This is a genomic window from Providencia sp. Me31A, assembly GCF_050487165.1.
In the GTDB taxonomy this organism is placed as follows: Bacteria; Pseudomonadota; Gammaproteobacteria; order Enterobacterales; family Enterobacteriaceae; genus Providencia.
This window is the reverse complement of sequence record NZ_JBKQGZ010000013.1, coordinates 88499-107347: the sequence shown is the minus strand read 5'-3', so window position 1 is coordinate 107347 and position 18849 is coordinate 88499. Positions and strand designations below refer to the sequence as shown.

The window sequence follows — 18849 nt, the reverse complement described above, 5'->3', positions numbered from 1 at the left end:
GGAAAAGGAATACTTTTGGACAGCCAGCTTGAAGTGACTGCAAAGAACTCTAAGATCGTGAGAATTTTACAAGTTACTGATACGCATCTTTTTGCTAATACAGAAAATACGCTTTTAGGAGTGAATACCTACCGTAGTTATCAAGCGGTACTTGATGCTATCACAAAGGAAAATCTCTCCATTGATTTGATTGTGGCTACGGGGGATTTGGTTCAAGACCAATCACCGCAAGCTTATCAACATTTTGCGAATGGTATTGAACGTATCCCAGCGCCGTGTGTTTGGCTTCCCGGAAATCATGATTACCCACCTGCAATGGTGGAAACGCTTAGAGTGGCAGGAATTTCAAGCGCTAAACAAATTCTGCTTGGTGACGAATGGCAAATTTTGATGTTAGACAGCCAACTGCAAGATGTGCCTCATGGTGAACTTTCTGAACAACAGTTGGAATGGATGAAAATGAGCTTAGACTCCGAACCAAATCGTACAACTTTGGTCATGTTACATCATCATCCTTTGCCATCAGGTTGTACTTGGTTAGATCAACACAGCCTAAGAAATTCACACATTTTAGCGGATTACTTAAAAAACTATCCAAATGTTAAAGCTATGCTGTGTGGGCATATTCACCAAGAGATGGACGAGATGTGGCACGGTATTCGTTTACTGGCAACGCCTTCAACGTGTGTACAATTTAAGCCACATTGCACTAACTTTGCACTTGATACATTAGCCCCAGGTTGGCGATATTTAGAATTAATTGTGGATGAGCAAGGGCAAAGGCATATTCAGACCTATGTCCATCGTTTGGATACGAGAGAATTTAGTCCTGATTTAGACTCTGACGGTTATTGATTCGCTATGCCTACTTTACTTTATATTCACGGTTTTAATAGCTCACCGCTATCGGCAAAAGCGAATAGCTTAAAGAAATGGATTGAGACTCATCATCCGCATATCAATATGATTGTGCCACAGCTACCGAATTACCCTGAACAGGCTCAAGCTTTGTTGGATGATTTGATATCAAAGCATGAACATGACAGAATTGGCTTAGTGGGCTCGTCACTTGGTGGCTATTTTTCTATATGGTTTTCACAGCGTTATCAGTTACCCGCAGTCGTTGTGAATCCTGCTGTACGTCCATTTGATTTGCTACAAGATTACCTAGGTGAGAACACCAATCCTTACACTCACGAAAAATATGTGTTGGAAAATAAGCACATTCATGAGCTAAAATCTTTATATATTGAAAGGTTAATGTCTCCTCATCTTATTTGGCTGTTACAACAAATGGGCGATGAAGTACTTGATTATCGCGATGCTGTTACCTATCTTTCAAAGTGTAAACAGACGGTAGAACCTGACGGTAATCACACCTTTGTTGGTTTTGAAGCTTACTTTTCACAAATTGTTCATTTTCTACAATTGGCAGAGAAATAGTGCCAAAAGGCATGAACACTGTTATTATCAACAGTAACTCACTGATTGAATAGTTCAATTAATCACCTATTACCGCAGAATGACAACATGACTCAATCTAGTTATAACGCAGAGGCCATTGAAGTCCTCAGTGGTTTGGAGCCTGTTCGCCGTCGTCCGGGAATGTATACTGATACCACTCGGCCGAACCATTTGGCTCAAGAAGTAATTGATAATAGTGTCGACGAAGCGCTTGCTGGGCACGCGGGACACATAGAAGTTATTTTACATGCAGATCAATCGCTTGAAGTGATTGATGATGGGCGAGGTATGCCTGTCGACATTCACCCTGAAATGAAAGTGCCTGCGGTTGAATTGATCTTAGGGCAGTTGCATGCAGGGGGGAAATTCTCCAATAAAAACTACCAATTTTCGGGGGGGTTGCACGGTGTAGGTATTTCGGTTGTCAATGCGTTGTCTAAGCGTATTGAGGTAACCGTGCGTCGTGATAGTCAAGTGTACCAAATTGCCTTTGAAAACGGTGATAAGGTTGAAGATTTACATGTTATCGGTACGTGTGGTAAACGCAATACAGGTACTAGTGTGCATTTTTGGCCTGATGAAAGCTATTTTGATAGTCCAAAATTTTCAGTTTCCCGTTTAACCCATAACTTAAAAGCAAAAGCAGTTTTATGCCCTGGCGTGAAAATCACGTTTAAGGATAAGCTCAATGGTACTGAGCAAAGCTGGTGCTATAGTGATGGTTTAACAGATTATCTGATGGAATCCGTCGATGGGCTTGAAGCCCTGCCAGAAAAACCGTTTACCGGAGAATTTTCTGGGGACACGGAAGCGGCTCAATGGGCGCTGCTATGGTTACCTGAAGGTGGTGAGTTACTGACCGAAAGCTATGTTAACTTGATCCCTACAGCTCAGGGGGGGACACACGTCAATGGCCTGCGTCAGGGGTTATTAGATGCGATGCGTGAATTCTGTGAGTTCCGTAATATTCTGCCTCGCGGTGTTAAGCTTTCCGCAGATGATATCTGGGATCGATGCACCTACGTGCTTTCGGTGAAAATGCAAGACCCACAATTTGCAGGACAAACGAAAGAACGCTTATCTTCTCGCCAATGTGCTGCATTTGTATCTGGCGTGGTGAAAGACGCCTTTAGCTTATGGCTAAACCAAAATGTGCAAGTTGCTGAACAACTGGCTGAAATGGCAATTTCAAGTGCGCAACGTCGTATGCGTGCTGCGAAAAAAGTGGTGCGTAAGAAACTCACCAGTGGGCCTGCATTGCCAGGAAAATTGGCAGACTGTAGCTCCCAAGACCTCAGTATGACCGAATTGTTCCTTGTTGAAGGGGACTCCGCGGGGGGCTCAGCTAAACAAGCCCGTGATCGTGAGTTTCAAGCAATCATGCCGCTACGCGGTAAAATTCTCAATACTTGGGAAGTCTCTTCTGATGAAGTACTTGCCTCTCAAGAAGTGCATGATATTTCTGTCGCTATTGGTATTGACCCCGATAGCGAAGATCTTAGCCAGCTACGTTACGGAAAAATTTGTATTCTTGCGGATGCGGACTCCGATGGTTTACATATTGCGACATTGCTATGTGCCTTATTTGTACGTCATTTCCCGACGTTAGTAAAAGCAGGGCATGTGTATATGGCAATGCCGCCGTTATACCGCATCGACTTAGGTAAAGAAACGTTTTATGCACTTGATGAAAGTGAAAAAAATGCCGTGCTAGATAAGCTTAGCCGCAAGCGTGGTAAGCCGAATGTTCAACGCTTTAAAGGGCTGGGGGAAATGAACCCTCCTCAGCTACGTGAAACCACATTAGACCCAAATACTCGTCGCCTTGTTCAGTTAGTCATCGATGATGAAAACTATAAACAAACATTGGCCGTTATGGACATGCTGCTGGCGAAAAAACGTTCAGAAGATCGCCGTAATTGGTTGCAAGAAAAAGGCGATATGGCTGAAATTGATGTCTAACATCCGAATTGTGATGAGAAAGAGTAAGGAATGTATTGAATGAGTGAAATTACTCATGATGGTGTAGAGCGTTTGCCGCTTCACGCCTTTACTGAAAATGCCTATCTGAACTATTCGATGTACGTCATCATGGATAGGGCATTACCTTTTATTGGCGATGGGCTAAAACCTGTTCAGCGCCGTATTGTGTATGCAATGTCAGAACTTGGGTTGAGTAACACAGCGAAATATAAAAAATCGGCAAGAACCGTCGGTGACGTACTCGGTAAATATCACCCTCATGGTGACAGTGCTTGTTATGAAGCGATGGTATTGATGGCTCAACCGTTTTCTTATCGCTATCCGCTGGTGGATGGTCAAGGGAACTGGGGGGCGCCAGATGATCCTAAATCGTTCGCAGCGATGCGTTATACCGAATCACGCTTATCAAAATACGCAGAAGTTTTACTTAGCGAGCTTGGTCATGGAACGGTTGATTGGGTACCTAACTTTGATGGGACACTAAATGAACCGAAGATGTTGCCTGCCCGTCTACCGAATATTTTATTAAATGGGACTACAGGGATAGCGGTAGGTATGGCCACCGATATTCCACCACATAACGCCCGTGAAGTGGCTAATGCGCTAATCGCGTTATTGGATAAGCCAACACTGAACCTTGATGACATCATGGGCTTTGTGCCGGGGCCTGATTATCCAACCGAAGCTGAAATTATTTCTTCCCCTGATGATATTCGCAAAATTTATCAAAATGGCCGTGGCTCTGTACGTATGCGGGCTGTATGGGAAAAAGAAGATGGCAATGCAGTGATTACGGCGCTGCCTCACCAAGTTTCAGGGGCTAAAGTCTTAGAACAGATCGCTAGCCAAATGCGAGCAAAAAAACTGCCTATGGTTGATGATTTGCGTGATGAATCAGATCACGAAAGCCCAACTCGCTTGGTGATTGTTCCCCGTAGTAATCGTGTTGACCTTGAGCAAGTGATGACTCACTTATTTGCGACAACGGATTTAGAAAGAAGTTATCGCGTTAACCTCAACATGATTGGATTAGATAATCGCCCTGCGGTGAAAGGGTTAGTTGAAATCCTCAATGAGTGGATCACTTATCGTCGCCAAACGGTACGTAATCGTCTGAATCATCGTTTAGACAAAGTGTTAAGGCGTTTGCACATCTTAGATGGTTTATTGATTGCTTATCTTAACATTGATGAAGTTATCGAAATTATTCGTACTGAAGATGAGCCTAAAGCGGTCTTGATGTCTCGTTTTAATATTACGGACACACAAGCCGAAGCAATTTTAGAGCTAAAATTACGTCACTTAGCGAAGCTCGAAGAAATGAAAATTCGTGGAGAGCAAGACGAATTAGCGAAAGAACGCGATGAATTACAAGGCATCTTAGGTTCAGAACGTAAACTCAATACACTGATCAAAAAAGAAATTCAGGCAGATGCTAAAGCCTATGGTGATGAGCGTCGTTCACCATTACGTGAGCGTGAAGAAGCAAAAGCCATGAGTGAGCATGAAATCCTACCGTCAGAGCCAATAACGGTTGTGCTTTCTGATATGGGGTGGGTACGTAGCGCCAAAGGGCACGATATTGAGCCGACTAATCTGAATTATAAAGCAGGTGATGGCTTTAAAGGCGCGGCACGTGGTAAGTCAAATCAAGCCGCAGTATTCCTCGATACAACAGGGCGTAGCTATTCTGTTGACCCGCTTGAATTACCATCTGCACGTAGCCAAGGGGAGCCTTTAACTGGCAAGTTAACCTTGCCACCAGGCGCAACCATTGAGCATGTGTTAATGGCACCAGAAGAGCAGAAATACTTAATGGCGTCTGATGCAGGCTACGGTTTTATTTGTACCTTTAATGATTTAGTCACCAAGAATAAAACGGGTAAAGCATTAATCTCATTACCTGATAACGCAAAAGTCTTGGCACCAATTGAGCTACATAACGAACAAGAAGATTTGTTATTGGCAATTACTAAAGCAGGGCGTATGTTAATATTCCCTGTGGCTGATTTGCCTCAGCTTTCGAAAGGTAAAGGGAATAAAATTATCAATATTGCAGGCGCTCAAGCGGCAAGCGGTGATGACCTACTAACTTGGTTAATGATTTTACCTGTGGGTGCTTCAATGACGCTGCATTTTGGTAAGCGAAAACTGAAATTTAAAGCTGAAGACTTGCAAAAATACCGTTCAGAACGTGGCCGTAAAGGAACGTCGTTACCGCGCGGTATGCACAATATTGAACGCATTGATATTGAGCCTGTGCAATAATTAGCTCAGAAATAAAACCCATGTATTCACAGTAATAATATGTTGGCTAAGTGAATATGGGATAAGATTAATCATGGGGCTTATTAAGCCTCTTTGAATTTGGGGTCAGTATGTTAGCGCTTATTCGAGCGATCATTGTCATTATTTACACCATTATTGTCTGTGTCGGGGGCGGTATTTATTGTTTATTCAGCCCACGTAACCCAAAACACGTAATGACGTTTGGTCACATGTTCGGTCGGTTATCTGTTGTCTTTGGGATTAAAATCATTGACCGTGTACCTGAAAAAGCAAAAAGTTATGGCCCAAGTATTTATATTGGTAATCACCAAAATAACTACGATATGGTCACCATGTCGAATGGCGTTCAGCCTAGAACCGTGACGGTTGGGAAAAAAAGCTTAGTTTATATTCCTTTTTTCGGTTTTTTGTACTGGATCACTGGGAATATTTTAATCGATCGTACAAATCGCTCTAAAGCTCATAATACAATCAGTCAAGTTGCCGATCAGATAAAAAAAAGAAAAATATCCGTTTGGATGTTTCCTGAAGGAACACGCAGCCGTGGGCGTGGCTTACTGCCATTTAAAACAGGCGCATTTCATGCTGCTATTGCAGCAGGCGTGCCGATTGTGCCTGTTTGTGTGTCGAGTACCGAAGGAAAAATTAAGCTAAACCGTTGGAACAACGGTCATGTCATCCTCGAAATGTTAGAGCCTATTGATACATCGCTTTATAGCCGTGATCAGGTGCGCGAGTTGTCAGAACATTGCTATTCTCTGATGAAAGCTAAAATCAAAGAGCTAGATTTAGAAGTGGCGGAGATGGCAAAAAAATCACAGTAGCTTAAAGGTTTTTTAGAGTGTAGGAATGAATTGTGATTTCCTACACTCGGTCAGCTTGTTTAATTTTATTAACTCAGCGTTATTTTTCCGCCTCTTGTTCCCCCCTTACTAATTAATTAACCACACTATTTATAATTTTATTAATTAATTTTTTATTTATTAGAAAGATATTTTTAGAATTTACACATTTTTCGCGATATCATGGCTCACAAATATTGCGATATTAAGTTGTTGTCTCTAAGTAGTAATATTACTAGCGCCAATCTTAAATTAGCCATTAAATAGGCTAAGCATTTAAAATATCTAAAAATAAAATGCGCTAGAGTTGATGTTTAGCGGAGAATTTATGTCATTCAATCGATGCCAAGCCCTTATTGTGGCAGGGGTGGCTCTGTGTATATCCTACGCGCCAATAAATGTAAGTGCGGAAGGCGAGAGAGCATTGCCTATACCACCGTTGTTAGAGTCTCGGTCAGGGCAGCCATTATTTTTAACATTACAAAAAATACATTGGTCTTTTGATGGTAAATATTCAGCCGATGTATGGGGCGTAAATGGTTCCTCACCAGGACCAACAGTAAGAGTAAAAAATGGTGATGATATAAAGCTAATCTATAGTAATAGATTACCTGAAGCCGTTTCAATGACGATCAGTGGGTTACAAATTCCGGGAACACAGATTGGTGGCGCAGCAAGGTTAATTTCCCCTAATGCAGACTGGTCCCCGGTTATCCCTATTCGCCAAAATGCGGCTACGCTTTGGTACCATGCGAACACCCAAGGAAAAATGGGGCAGCAAGTCTATAATGGCTTATTGGGGATGTGGATCATTGAGGATGATATCACCAAGAACTTGCGTTTACCGAAGCACTATGGTGTTGATGATTTCCCTATTATTATTCAAGACAAAAGATTAGATAACTTTGGCGTGCCTGAATATAAAGCTGATGAAAATGGTTTTCTAGGGGATACGTTATTAGTGAATGGCGTACAAAATCCGTATATTGAGGTTTCACGTGGTTGGATACGGTTACGGTTATTAAATGCGTCGAATTCACGCCATTATGTGATGAAAATCAGTGATGGTCGTCCATTTGCAGTAATTGCTTCCGACCAAGGTTTACTGACGGTTCCTGTCAATGTTGAGTCTTTGCCATTAGCCCCAGGAGAAAGGCGCGAAGTATTGATTGATATGGCGAAAACGCAGGAATTGACCATCACGGCAGGTGACTCTGCGACATTTATGGATCGCTTAAAGGGGCTATTTGAGCCTTCAAGTAATTTGATTTCCACTAACGTGCTGACGATTAAAGCGACTGGACTTATGTCTTTGGTGACTGATGGCCTACCAACACAGCTAATGGAAGATAAAACCCAAGTCACTTCCAGTATCACACAACGTGAGATCCATCTTAATGATGAGTTTGGCATTAATAATGCAGCTATTGATACCAATCGAATCGATGTAACCAGTCGTCAAGGAAATTGGGAACGTTGGGTGATCACGACAAATGTTCCACAAGCGTTTCATATTGAAGGGGTGCGGTTTAAGATTTTGAATCGAAATGGGCAGCCGACGCAACCTGAAGATTATGGCTGGAAAGATACGGTCTGGGTTGATGGCCGAACAGAACTGTTAGTGCAAATGATGCAACCTTCGTATAACCATTTCCCATTTTTATTCTATAGCCAAAATTTGGAAAAAGCGGATTTAGGCTCTGCAGGACAAATGGTAGTCGCACCACAAGATACCATGTAATTACTTCTTCGGTTAAAAGGCTGTACAAGATAATCTTGCTCAGCCTTTTTTGTATCCCTACACACTGTACGCTTGTATTGGCGAGTGAGCGCTATTAGCTTAATGCGACACGAATACCGAAAGCGATTAAGATCACGCCAAGGAGTTTATCTACATATTTTTGCACTTTTGCTAACCCTTTTCGAACAGGGGCGCTTTGGATCAAAAATACCAAAATAGGCCAATAAATTAGTGCTATTCCCCATATAATAAAGGCAAACCACAGCTTTTCTCCGACGGTGGAATTGATGTCCAGCACTTGAGTAAACACAGCAAGGAAGAAAAGAGTCGCTTTAGGGTTTAGAACATTACACAGGAAACCTTGCATAAAGGCTTTTTTGAATGAAACCACTTCATGCTTACTGGCATTCAAATCAATCAGATGGCTTGATTGTGGTAGTAAGCTTTTGATACCAATCCACACTAAATAAACAGCCCCCACATACTTTAAAACGTTAAATAACCAAGGGGTGGTTGTGATGACTACCGCGAGGCCTGCAACACAATAAGACATATGTAATGCAATTGCAGCAATAACGCCAAAAGCCGTCATCAGGGCGGCCGAACGTTGGTAACGGGCGGCATTTTTGATAATCAAAAAGAAATCAGGGCCTGGTGAAAGCATGCCAAGGGCTGCGATGGTTGCAACCATAATACTTGTTTCGTACATATTTTAATCTCTTTTCCTCCCCTTATTCATCACTCATTTTTATAATTTATCATGTCCTGCAAAACACATATAAATAGAGTGATATTAAGGGATTGCTTTTGTTTTTAAATGTTATTTTTAGTCTTTATTTTAGTTATTTGAGTATAAGTGATTCAAAGCTGTTTAAGGAAGCTTAAATTTAGTCGACGAAGCAATTCTCTTTCCGTATAGTGTGCTCAATTTTTATATTTAGCTTCTAAGGTGAGTAAATGAATATTAGCTTAATCGCGGCAATGGCGATCGATCAGGTTATCGGCATGGAAAAAGCGATGCCTTGGAATTTGCCGGGGGATCTTGCGTGGTTCAAACGCAATACGTTAAATAAACCGGTCATTATGGGGCGTATAACCTATGAATCAATTGGACGCCCATTACCGCAGCGTGTCAATATTGTTATTAGTAGTCGTCCAGGGGATGATACTAATGTTATTTGGGTCACTTCAATCGAGGCAGCCTTGGCTGCTGCTCAAAAGGTTGAAAATGTTGATGAGGTAATGGTGATTGGTGGCGGCAAAGTTTACCAACAGTTTTTACCTTTAGCGAATAAGCTTTATTTAACTCATGTTGATGCAGAAGTGATTGGTGATACACATTTTCCTGTATATGAGCCGGATGAATGGGATTCTATCTTCACGGAGTACCATGAAGCGGATGAAAATAATACCCACGGTTATTGCTTCGAAATTCTGACTAAAAGAGACTAATATTATAGTTAGCGAAAGCATACACGCGCAATAATACCATGTTCTAGGTAAATATTAATGACCCCCTAAAGCTAACATCAAGCTCGGGGGTTTTATTATTTTCTTAATAGGTATGACATGGCTCTCGCTTATCAAGCTATTTGGGGTTTTCATATTGCATGCCCATTAGTTAAAATTAAAAAATTCAGCTCATATAAAGTGGGATAAATTCCGTTTTTATCCCGCTTTGTCAACAACCTAAAATGACACATGACGCGCTATGGCGTCATGTAAATATCAGTAATTCTCTGGTTTAAAGCTATTCTTTGCGACTTTTTTGGTATGATTTTTGATGATGCAGTTGTTTAGTTTCCCAATGTAATAATGTTAAATCCCCCCCCCAACAGCAACCAGTATCTAAAGCATAAACATTATCGGGGGTACATTTACCTTCAAGGGATGCCCAATGGCCAAAAAACACTGAATAATCATCAGGAATCTGGCTGGGTAAATCAAACCAAGGTTTTAACGGGGCAGGGGCTTTTTTAGGATTTTCTTTGCAAATCATATCTAACTGCCCATTCGGGAAGCAGTAACGTAAACGAGTAAGGGCATTGGTACTAAAACGTAGGCGAGCTAACCCCATTAAGCTATCTGACCAGTTATTTGGCATGTCACCATACATTGAGTCAATAAATAGTGGATAGGCATCACTGGACAATACCGCTTCGACTTCCCTTGCACACATACGCGCTGTTTCAAGACTCCATTGCGGTGTTATGCCAGCGTGAGTCATTAAGATTTTTTTCTCTTCATCGATTTGCAATAAAGGTTGGCGACGTAGCCAATTGATCAATTCATCTAGATCAGGTGCATGCAGTAATTCATCAAGGTGATCTTTAGGCTTATTGCGGCTAATTTTGCAGTAGATCCCTAATAAATGGAGGTCGTGATTCCCCAGCACCAAGCGAGCTGCGGAACCAAGACTTTTAACATAGCGTAAAACCTCAAGTGACTCAGAACCACGGGCAACTAGGTCACCCGTCAGCCACAATGTATCTTTACTTGAGTCAAAATTGACACTGTCCAGCAGATCGCGCAGTTCGCGATAACAACCGTGGATATCACCTACTAAATATGTCGACATAATTAATTTATCAGTGTTGGGATTGCGAGACGAAAAGCAGGGATATCAACGTGAAAATTGTCCCCTTGTGTGCTTATCATGACGTAATAGCCTTCCATTGTACCCATTGGTGTTTCAAGAACGGCACCACTGGTATAACGATATTCTGTTCCGGGGTGGATGATGGGTTGTTCACCGACAACGCCTTCACCTTGCACCTCAGTTTTATGACCATCGCTATTAGTAATGAGCCAGTAGCGGCTCATTAACTGGATGGGTTCTCTTCCCAGATTACGAATGCAGATCGTGTAAGCAAACACGTATCGTGCAATATCGGGTTGAGATTGGCTTTCTATGTAGACACTTTGAACTTGGATGCTCACATTCGGCTCATTAAGCATAGTGCCTCCTTCAACATACTATTCTGAACGGTTAGAAAGATAGTTTGCCATTTTGCAGTATTGTTCAACAGAAATATTTTCTGCGCGAGTACTTAAGTCGATACCTAGCTCTGTTAATTCTTCAACGTTAAACAGGTCGCCTAAGCTATTGCGGATTGTTTTACGGCGTTGGTTAAAAGCCTGTGTTGTTATACGGCTTAAGAATTTAATATCTTTTACAGGGTAAGGATTTTCGCGATGTGGGATCAAACGAACAATCGCGGAATCTACTTTTGGCGCAGGTGTAAATGCGGTTGGCGGTACTTCCAATACTGGAACCACATGACAATAGTACTGCGCCATCACACTTAATCGGCCAAACGCTTTGCTACCTGGTCCCGCGACTAGCCGATTAACCACTTCTTTTTGTAGCATGAAATTCATGTCAGCAATGGAATTGGTAAATGTGAATAGATGAAACATTAATGGCGTAGAAATGTTGTAAGGCAAATTACCAAATACGCGTATTGGTTGGCCAGCTTGTTTGGCGAGTTCGCCAAAATCTACGGTCATTGCATCTTGCTGAATGATAGTTAATTTATCTTTTAGCTGCGGATGGACGTGTAAGCGTGCCGCAAGGTCACGGTCAAGCTCGACAACGGTCATTTTGTCAATGCGGCTGCCGACAGGCTCTGTTAAAGCGCCTAAGCCTGGGCCGATTTCGACAATAGACTGACCCGGTAGTGGGTTCATCGCATCGACGATGCTGTCAATGATAAATTGGTCAGTTAAAAAGTTCTGCCCGAAGCGTTTGCGGGCAAAGTGCCCCTGATGGACTCGATTATTCATGTATTCTTAGATGTCATTTGGATAGCTAACTTTAATGCGGTAATAAAACTTCCCGCATCAGCATGACCCGTCCCTGCAAGCTCAAGGGCTGTGCCGTGGTCGACAGAGGTACGGATAAATGGCAGACCGAGGGTAATATTCACCGCTCTGCCGAAACCTTGATATTTTAACACAGGAAGGCCTTGATCGTGATACATTGCTAACACAGCATCGGCATGGTCTAAATATTTTGCTTGAAACAGTGTATCGGCGGGTAGTGGCCCAATAAGCTGAATGCCTTCTGTGCGTAAGCTATTTAGCGCAGGTTCAATGGTATCAATTTCTTCTGTGCCCATGTGGCCACCTTCACCTGCATGTGGATTTAACCCACAAACATAGATGGCCGGATTTTCAATAGCAAATTTTGTTTGTAAATCATGATGTAAAATGGTGATGACCTCACGTAGGCTTTGCTGCGTGATAGCCCCTGAAACATCTTTGAGTGGTAGGTGAGTCGTCGCAAGAGCAACACGAAGTTCTTCAGTCGCCAACATCATCACTACGCGTTCACAGTGGCTTCTTTGGGCAAAAAACTCAGTATGACCACTAAACGAGACACCGGCATCATTAATAATGCCTTTATGCACAGGCCCTGTGACGAGAGCTGAGAATTCACCATTTAAGCAGCCATCACATGCCTTTGCTAAAGTTTCCACCACATATTGACCGTTATCTACGTTTAGCTTGCCTGCATTTACCTGTGCTGTTAGATGTACGGGTAATATTGATAAACTCCCGGCCGCTTGTGCTTTCGAGGCGTTATTAGATGAGTATTCAGTTAATGCGAGAGGTAAATTTAGGGCGTTAGCTCGCTCTAACAATAAGTTCGGATCTGCACATGCAACTAACTCAACAGGCCATTGCTGTTGAGCGAGTTGGATCAAAAGATCAGGCCCCACCCCGGCGGGTTCACCGGGGGTAATAACAATAGGCTTAATGAGATTCATCATCTTTAGATTGGTTGTCACGATCATCCGTGATTTTCACGTAAGCAGAGGCACGCTGTTCTTGCATCCAGTTTTGTGCTTCTTCGTTAAATTTACGGTTGAACAGTAGGCGATACGCTTGGTCTTTTTGTGCCGCATCGGTCTTGTCAACGCTACGTGTATCTTCTAATTGAATTAAGTGCCAGCCAAAACTTGACGGAACAGGTTGGCTTAATTCACCTTTATTCAGTTTCATTAATGCATCACGGAACGCAGGGTCATAGATATCAGGCATGTTCCAACCTAATTCACCACCTTTTAATGCGCTACCTGGGTCTTCTGAATTTTCTTTTGCTGCATCCTCGAATGAGATAGCACCTGAACGGATGTCTTGAGCAATCTTAGTCAGTTTTTGTCTTGCTTGAGTATCATCCATAATTGGAGATGACTTAATTAAGATATGGCGAGCTTTGACTTCGGTCACTGAAATAGGCTGGTTACCGCCACTGACATCATTGACACGCAAAATATGATATCCCACACCGGAACGAATTGGCCCAACAACATCACCTTTTTTAGAGTTCTTTAATTGTTCAGCAAATACGACAGGTAGCTCTTGTAAACGCGACCATCCCATATTACCGCCTTTTAGGGCTTGTGGGTCAGCGGAGTAAGCGATGGCAAGCTTACCGAAATCACCACCTTTTTTCAGCTCAGCTAAAATTTTATCGACTAAGGTTTCTGCAGTTTTTAGCTGTTCTTGAGTTGGGTTTTCTGGCAGAGGGATTAAAATATGGCTTAGATTGACCCCCATTTCGTAGTTTGCCTGTGAGCTCATTTGTTCCGCAAGTGCATCGACTTCTTGAGGTAAAATAGTCACACGGCGACGAACTTCGTTATTACGTACTTCAGCGATTAGCATCTCTTTACGAATTTCACTGCGATATTGGTTCATATTGATACCATCAGCAGTTAAACGTTGCTGCATTTGTTCCATGGTTAAGCCGTTTTGACGAGCGATATCAGCTATCGTCGCATTAACCGCTTCTTCTGGAATATTGAGCTGCATTTGGTTAGCCATCTGCAATATGATGTTGTCCATAACTAGACGCTCTAGGATCTGATGACGCAGCATTTGATCATCAGGAACTTGTTGACGCGCGTTCTGAGCATTCATTTTTACTGTGTTGATCATATTCTGGACGTCACTTTCTAGTACAACTCCGTTATTGACGACCGCAGCCACTTTATCCATTTGCTGTGGTGCAGCTAATGCAGAGGAGCTTGCGAACATCAGTCCCAGAATAAGCGTTCTCCAATTCTTCATAATGGTCCTATAATATTGACTTTGATTCCGCAAAAGCGGGCTAATCTCTTTTTACTCGTCATACTTCAAGTTGCAGTGTTGTTGACTGCGTTCATTCGCACTAGTCACATACTTATGTATGCTCCTAGCGACTCATTCGCACTAGTCACATACTTATGTGTGCTCCTAGCGACTCATTCGCTTGTCGCCTAACTGCAACTCGAATTATTTAGAGTAAATTTATGTTCTTTTTATCAGAAAGCACGTTGGTATGGCATAATGCCACGGCTTAGCATTTCCTGACTACCTAAACTATGATTGTTATTTAGGCCTCTAAGTTCCACATTGATTGACCATTTATTATCATATTCACTGCTGAACTTATCTTGTTGCCAGCCGACAATCTTGCGCTCATAGCCCAAATTGACAGCCCAACAGCAAGTATTATATTGCAATCCAACTAACTGGCTCGCAGATTGTTGTTGTTTGGTATCATAATAATATGAGCCCACAAACCCCCAGCGTTCATTTAATGGCCAGCTAACGACGGCACCCACTTGCGAAATACCACGTTGGTATTCAGGTAATTTTTGATTTTTACCTAGCTGGTCTAAATCACGGAATGTGGCTTGAATATAATCGCGGTCAACGAAACGGTAGTTCAACTGCACTAAACGATCCGCATCTAAGCGATACTCAGCAACGGCATTCCCCATAGTGATATTACCGAGACGTCGGTCATATTGTAAGCCACCACGAATTCCCCAGTTTTCATCAATGCGCCACATACTGTCAGTGGCCCACAGTAATGAACCTGTGTTGCTTTTATCATCAATTGGGCGATTTGAATTCCCAGCGCGGGGACGTTCGAAATAATAAATTTGACCAACCGAGAAATTAAAGCGCTCTGCTAAGGCATCATCATAAACTCGAGTTGTTAAACCCGTAGTGAACTGATTGGCTGAGGCTATGCGGTCGAGTCCACTGTAAATACGGTCACGGAATAAACCGCTGTAATCCGATTGCAGTAAAGATGAGTCAAAGTTATTAATGTTGTCCTGATCTTTATACGGAATATACAGGTACTGGACACGAGGTTCTAGTGTTTGTACATAATCACTACCTTGGTAGAGGTCGCGCTCGAAAACCACTTTGGCATCACTTTTGAACATCGGTAGAACACGAGAAACATTTTTCTCTAAGCTTTTATTTGGGTTTGAGCGTGGAATATCTTGATCATAGTGAGTGGCATAAACTTTGATGCTGTTATTCATGTTTGCCCAACCATTCGATAATGGCAGGTTCACTTCGGGTTCAAAGTGTAAACGAGTTGCATCAGGGTTGTTTTTACCCACACTAGTAAAACGCGCCGCTTGTGCATATGTGTGCACATCAAAAGCACCTAAATTATTTTTATAATAATTAAAGTCAATTTGTGGCTCAGCTTTATAAGCACGTTTGTTCGGGTTATCCGCAAAAATTTGGAACTGCTTGTGAGTAATTTTTGCATTCCAGTTGGTATCTGAGTAGCCAGCACTGAATTTTTGTGTGGCGTATCCATCAGTTGTACTACCGTACTGGGAACTAAAGTCGGTAAAGTAGCTTGGGTCACTAACTTTGGTATAGTCAGAGTTAAAATTCCAATGCCCTGCATAGGAACCTGAATGACGCCAGTAGAACAACCAACGATCATCGCTATCACGTTTTTCACGTTTTCCACGTTCTTTGTCTTTACCATAGGCTCTGTCGTGGTTGAGATAGTCGAAGGCGACGGTTCCAGTCCCCGGTGTTATCAGGTAACGGAATTCGTTATTAAGTTTCAAACCACGGTGAGTCATAAATTGTGGTGTGATAGTGGCATCATAATTTGGTGCAATATTCCAATAATAAGGCAGAGAAAACTCTAAGCCATCATTGGTAGAGTAACTACCTGTTGGAATTAAGAAACCAGAACGACGTTTGTTACCAATAGGTAACTGCATATATGGGCTATAAAAAATAGGAACATCACCAACTTTAAAGCGGGCATGCCAAATTTCGGCAACTTCCTCTTCACGGTCAATAATGACCTCAGACCCTGCAACGCTCCAGCTATTATTGCCTGGTAAACAGGTGGTAAATGTACCGTTTTCCATAATGGAGTAGCGGTTTTCGCCACGCAATTTCATTTTTTTCGCATCACCACGTCCCTGACGGCCTACCATCATGTAGCTACCATCGTTCACATCGGTGTTCTTATTATCTAAATTAGACCATGCAGAAGGGCCTTTTAAGATAATTTGCGGATCATCATAGTGCACATTTCCCGTTGCCGTCACTTCACGTACAGGTGGCTCACCCGCTGTTTCTGTTTGGGTGAGTTTGACGTTATCGGCGGTTAATGTTTGGTTCCCTTGCTGAATATCGACATCGCCGTCATATTCAATAAAATTAGGGTATTCACCACGAACATCTTCAGCGGTAATGTTAATCGGCAGGTTGTTGGGGTCACCTTTTACAATAGGTTTTGTATAAACAGGGACGCCCAGCATACACTGCTGCGCAAGGTCAGCATGGGCTTGCTGACTATAAATTGCCGCCCATACCATGGTGGCGAGTAGTGTTGGATAGCTTTTTTTCATCATTAAATATGCGGTTCCGTCATAATTGGCACAGCCAGCAAACGCTCAAAGACTAACTTAGCCAACTACTTTGCGCCAGTATAATGTAAGAAACTTTACGCGCGGGTAGTTATGCATAGAGCAGAATGAATAGTATGATAATGCAAAATTGCATTCTGAGCATTGAAGAATTGAGGGATATATGCACTATTGGGGCAAAATTATTGGCGTGATACTCGCAATCGTCTCTGGATTGGGTATTTGGGGCGCACTCGCGGGCTTAATTATTGGACATGGTTTTGATAAAGCATCAGTACAACGTAAATTTGCAGGGGCGATGAATAAACGTGATCGCCAAATCATTTTTTTCGCCAGTACGTTCCAAATCTTAGGGCATCTAACTAAGTCAAAAGGGCGTGTAACCGAGACAGATATTCAGCTCGCATCAAATTTGATGGACCGAATGCAATTACATGGTGAAACACGAAAAGCAGCACAACAAGCGTTTAGAGAAGGTAAATCTCCCGACTTTCCATTGCGTGATGTATTAAAGCAATTGCGTCTGGCATGTTATGGGCGGTTTGACTTAATTCAGATGTTTCTGGAAATTCAATTACAGGCGGCTTTTGCGGATGGGCAGCTACATCCAAATGAAAGAAAAGTGCTGTTTATCATTGCAGAAGAGCTGGGGATTTCTAAAGCGCAATTCGAGCAGTTCCTCGATATGATTCAAAGTGGTCGCCAATTTGGTCAAGGATACTCTCAGCAGCAATCTGGGGGCTATTATCAACAATCCAATGGGCCTACCCTTGAAGATGCTTGCAAAGTGCTTGGTGTGTCTTCTAGTGATGATCCGACTAAAATCAAACGAGCTTATCGTAAATTAATGAGTGAGCATCATCCTGATAAACTGGTTGCAAAAGGCTTGCCGCCAGAAATGATGGAGATTGCTAAGCAAAAAGCGCAATCTATCCAAGCTGCTTATGACTTAGTCAAGAAAGAGCTTGGCTTCAAATAAATTTCCCCGTCATATTTCGTGGCGCAGCGTTATTGGCTGCGCTCGCACACCCTAGTTGTGTATGCTCTTAGGGAAAGGCCAAACGGGAAAATAACCAGCACAAAACAGAGTGAGTTAATTTTTGCACTGGTAGTATTGAAATCTAATCAATCGTTTAAGTGACGTTAAAAATCAGGTGGGCAAGTAAAGTGTATTGGCGTGCCATATTCAGGGTGGGTGATATATAGCTCCTGAGCATGTAACTGTAAGCGTGGCGCTAGTGCTTTTGCCTCATCATGAGCATAGAAGCGATCACCAAGGATAGGGTGCCCTAAGGCTAACATATGAACCCTAAGTTGATGTGAGCGTCCGGTAATTGGCGAAAGTTTGACGCGAGTTGCTTTCTTTTCATATTGCAAGACATGGTACTCTGTTTGAGCTGATTTCCCTGTTTCAAAACACACTTTTTGCTTCGGGCGATTTGGCCAATCGCAAATGAGTGGTAAATCAACTAGCCCTTCTTCTTTTTCTAAATGCCCCCATACTCGGGCGATATAGACTTTTTTAGGTTCACGTTCCCTAAATTGGCGTTTGAGTTCACGCTCTGCCTTTTTGTGCAGTGCCACAACCATGACGCCACTGGTTGCCATATCAAGACGATGCACAGATTCTGCCGCAGGAAAATCACGCTGTATACGGGTCATAATGCTGTCATTGTGCTCAGGAGCTTTTCCTGGAACGGAGAGTAAGTCACTTGGTTTGTTTACGACAATAATGTGGTCGTCTTGATAGAGAATATGAAGCCAAGGGTCTAGCGGTGGGTTGTAAGGTAACATAAATTATCCTTATTACCCGTTATACTTCGAGCTACAGGGG

16 protein-coding genes are annotated in these 18849 nt (G+C 42.5%); 8 read left to right on the top strand and 8 right to left on the bottom strand.

What is annotated here, in order from left to right; genetic code table 11:
* The first annotated feature begins 15 nt into the window (after positions 1-15).
* The 6 genes from cpdA (at position 16) to ftsP (ending at position 8319) form a co-directional block, all read left to right on the top strand.
* Positions 16-855, top strand: coding sequence for a 3',5'-cyclic-AMP phosphodiesterase (gene cpdA, locus ACLPIE_RS12605; RefSeq protein ID WP_430262059.1), 840 nt, complete (start codon positions 16-18; stop codon positions 853-855).
* Between the two features lie 6 nt (positions 856-861).
* The gene (yqiA, locus tag ACLPIE_RS12600; protein WP_430262058.1) at positions 862-1443 is read left to right on the top strand and encodes an esterase YqiA; all 582 of its coding nucleotides are present in this window, start codon (positions 862-864) and stop codon (positions 1441-1443) included.
* An 87-nt stretch (positions 1444-1530) separates the two neighbouring features.
* A complete protein-coding gene (parE, locus tag ACLPIE_RS12595) occupies positions 1531-3426 on the top strand; it encodes a DNA topoisomerase IV subunit B (RefSeq protein WP_430262056.1) in 1896 nt (631 codons plus the stop codon).
* Positions 3427-3465: 39 nt separating this feature from the next.
* Positions 3466-5715: a DNA topoisomerase IV subunit A gene (parC, locus tag ACLPIE_RS12590; RefSeq protein WP_430262054.1), complete on the top strand. Its 2250-nt coding sequence runs from the start codon at positions 3466-3468 to the stop codon at positions 5713-5715.
* Positions 5716-5825: 110 nt separating this feature from the next.
* A complete protein-coding gene (locus tag ACLPIE_RS12585) occupies positions 5826-6560 on the top strand; it encodes a 1-acylglycerol-3-phosphate O-acyltransferase (protein ID WP_430262052.1) in 735 nt (244 codons plus the stop codon).
* Between the two features lie 346 nt (positions 6561-6906).
* Positions 6907-8319 (top strand): cell division protein FtsP, encoded by a 1413-nt coding sequence (ftsP, locus tag ACLPIE_RS12580; protein ID WP_430262050.1) that lies wholly within the window; start codon positions 6907-6909, stop codon positions 8317-8319.
* A gap of 94 nt (positions 8320-8413) precedes the next feature.
* Here the strand turns inward: ftsP and ACLPIE_RS12575 are convergent, their stop codons facing one another.
* Complete coding sequence (locus tag ACLPIE_RS12575; RefSeq protein WP_430262049.1) at positions 8414-9028, bottom strand: LysE family translocator; 615 nt, start codon at positions 9026-9028, stop codon at positions 8414-8416.
* Between the two features lie 248 nt (positions 9029-9276).
* Between ACLPIE_RS12575 and folA the strand changes: the two genes are divergently transcribed.
* Positions 9277-9771 carry a type 3 dihydrofolate reductase gene (gene folA / locus ACLPIE_RS12570; protein WP_430262047.1) on the top strand — a complete coding sequence of 165 codons (495 nt, stop codon included), beginning with the start codon at positions 9277-9279 and terminating at the stop codon, positions 9769-9771.
* A 298-nt stretch (positions 9772-10069) separates the two neighbouring features.
* Here folA and apaH read toward each other — a convergent pair whose 3' ends face one another.
* From apaH to lptD, 6 genes are all read right to left on the bottom strand, one after another.
* On the bottom strand, positions 10070-10897 hold the full coding sequence (apaH, locus tag ACLPIE_RS12565) for a bis(5'-nucleosyl)-tetraphosphatase (symmetrical) ApaH (protein ID WP_430262045.1): 828 nt from the start codon (positions 10895-10897) through the stop codon (positions 10070-10072).
* Positions 10898-10899: 2 nt separating this feature from the next.
* A complete protein-coding gene (apaG, locus tag ACLPIE_RS12560) occupies positions 10900-11277 on the bottom strand; it encodes a Co2+/Mg2+ efflux protein ApaG (RefSeq protein ID WP_430262044.1) in 378 nt (125 codons plus the stop codon).
* Positions 11278-11295: 18 nt separating this feature from the next.
* Positions 11296-12105 (bottom strand): 16S rRNA (adenine(1518)-N(6)/adenine(1519)-N(6))-dimethyltransferase RsmA, encoded by an 810-nt coding sequence (gene rsmA, locus ACLPIE_RS12555; RefSeq protein WP_430262042.1) that lies wholly within the window; start codon positions 12103-12105, stop codon positions 11296-11298.
* On the bottom strand, positions 12102-13094 hold the full coding sequence (gene pdxA, locus ACLPIE_RS12550; RefSeq protein WP_430262120.1) for a 4-hydroxythreonine-4-phosphate dehydrogenase PdxA: 993 nt from the start codon (positions 13092-13094) through the stop codon (positions 12102-12104). Before pdxA ends, rsmA begins: the two co-directional genes overlap by 4 nt.
* On the bottom strand, positions 13078-14397 hold the full coding sequence (gene surA, locus ACLPIE_RS12545) for a peptidylprolyl isomerase SurA (protein WP_430262040.1): 1320 nt from the start codon (positions 14395-14397) through the stop codon (positions 13078-13080). The genes pdxA and surA overlap by 17 nt, the downstream gene beginning before the upstream one ends.
* A 233-nt stretch (positions 14398-14630) precedes the next feature.
* Positions 14631-16997 carry an LPS assembly protein LptD gene (gene lptD, locus ACLPIE_RS12540; protein WP_430262118.1) on the bottom strand — a complete coding sequence of 789 codons (2367 nt, stop codon included), beginning with the start codon at positions 16995-16997 and terminating at the stop codon, positions 14631-14633.
* A gap of 181 nt (positions 16998-17178) precedes the next feature.
* On the opposite strand from lptD, the gene djlA reads away from it, so the two are divergent.
* The gene (gene djlA, locus ACLPIE_RS12535) at positions 17179-17994 is read left to right on the top strand and encodes a co-chaperone DjlA (RefSeq protein WP_430262038.1); all 816 of its coding nucleotides are present in this window, start codon (positions 17179-17181) and stop codon (positions 17992-17994) included.
* A gap of 164 nt (positions 17995-18158) precedes the next feature.
* Here djlA and rluA read toward each other — a convergent pair whose 3' ends face one another.
* Complete coding sequence (gene rluA / locus ACLPIE_RS12530; RefSeq protein WP_430262036.1) at positions 18159-18809, bottom strand: bifunctional tRNA pseudouridine(32) synthase/23S rRNA pseudouridine(746) synthase RluA; 651 nt, start codon at positions 18807-18809, stop codon at positions 18159-18161.
* Positions 18810-18849 lie beyond the last annotated feature (40 nt).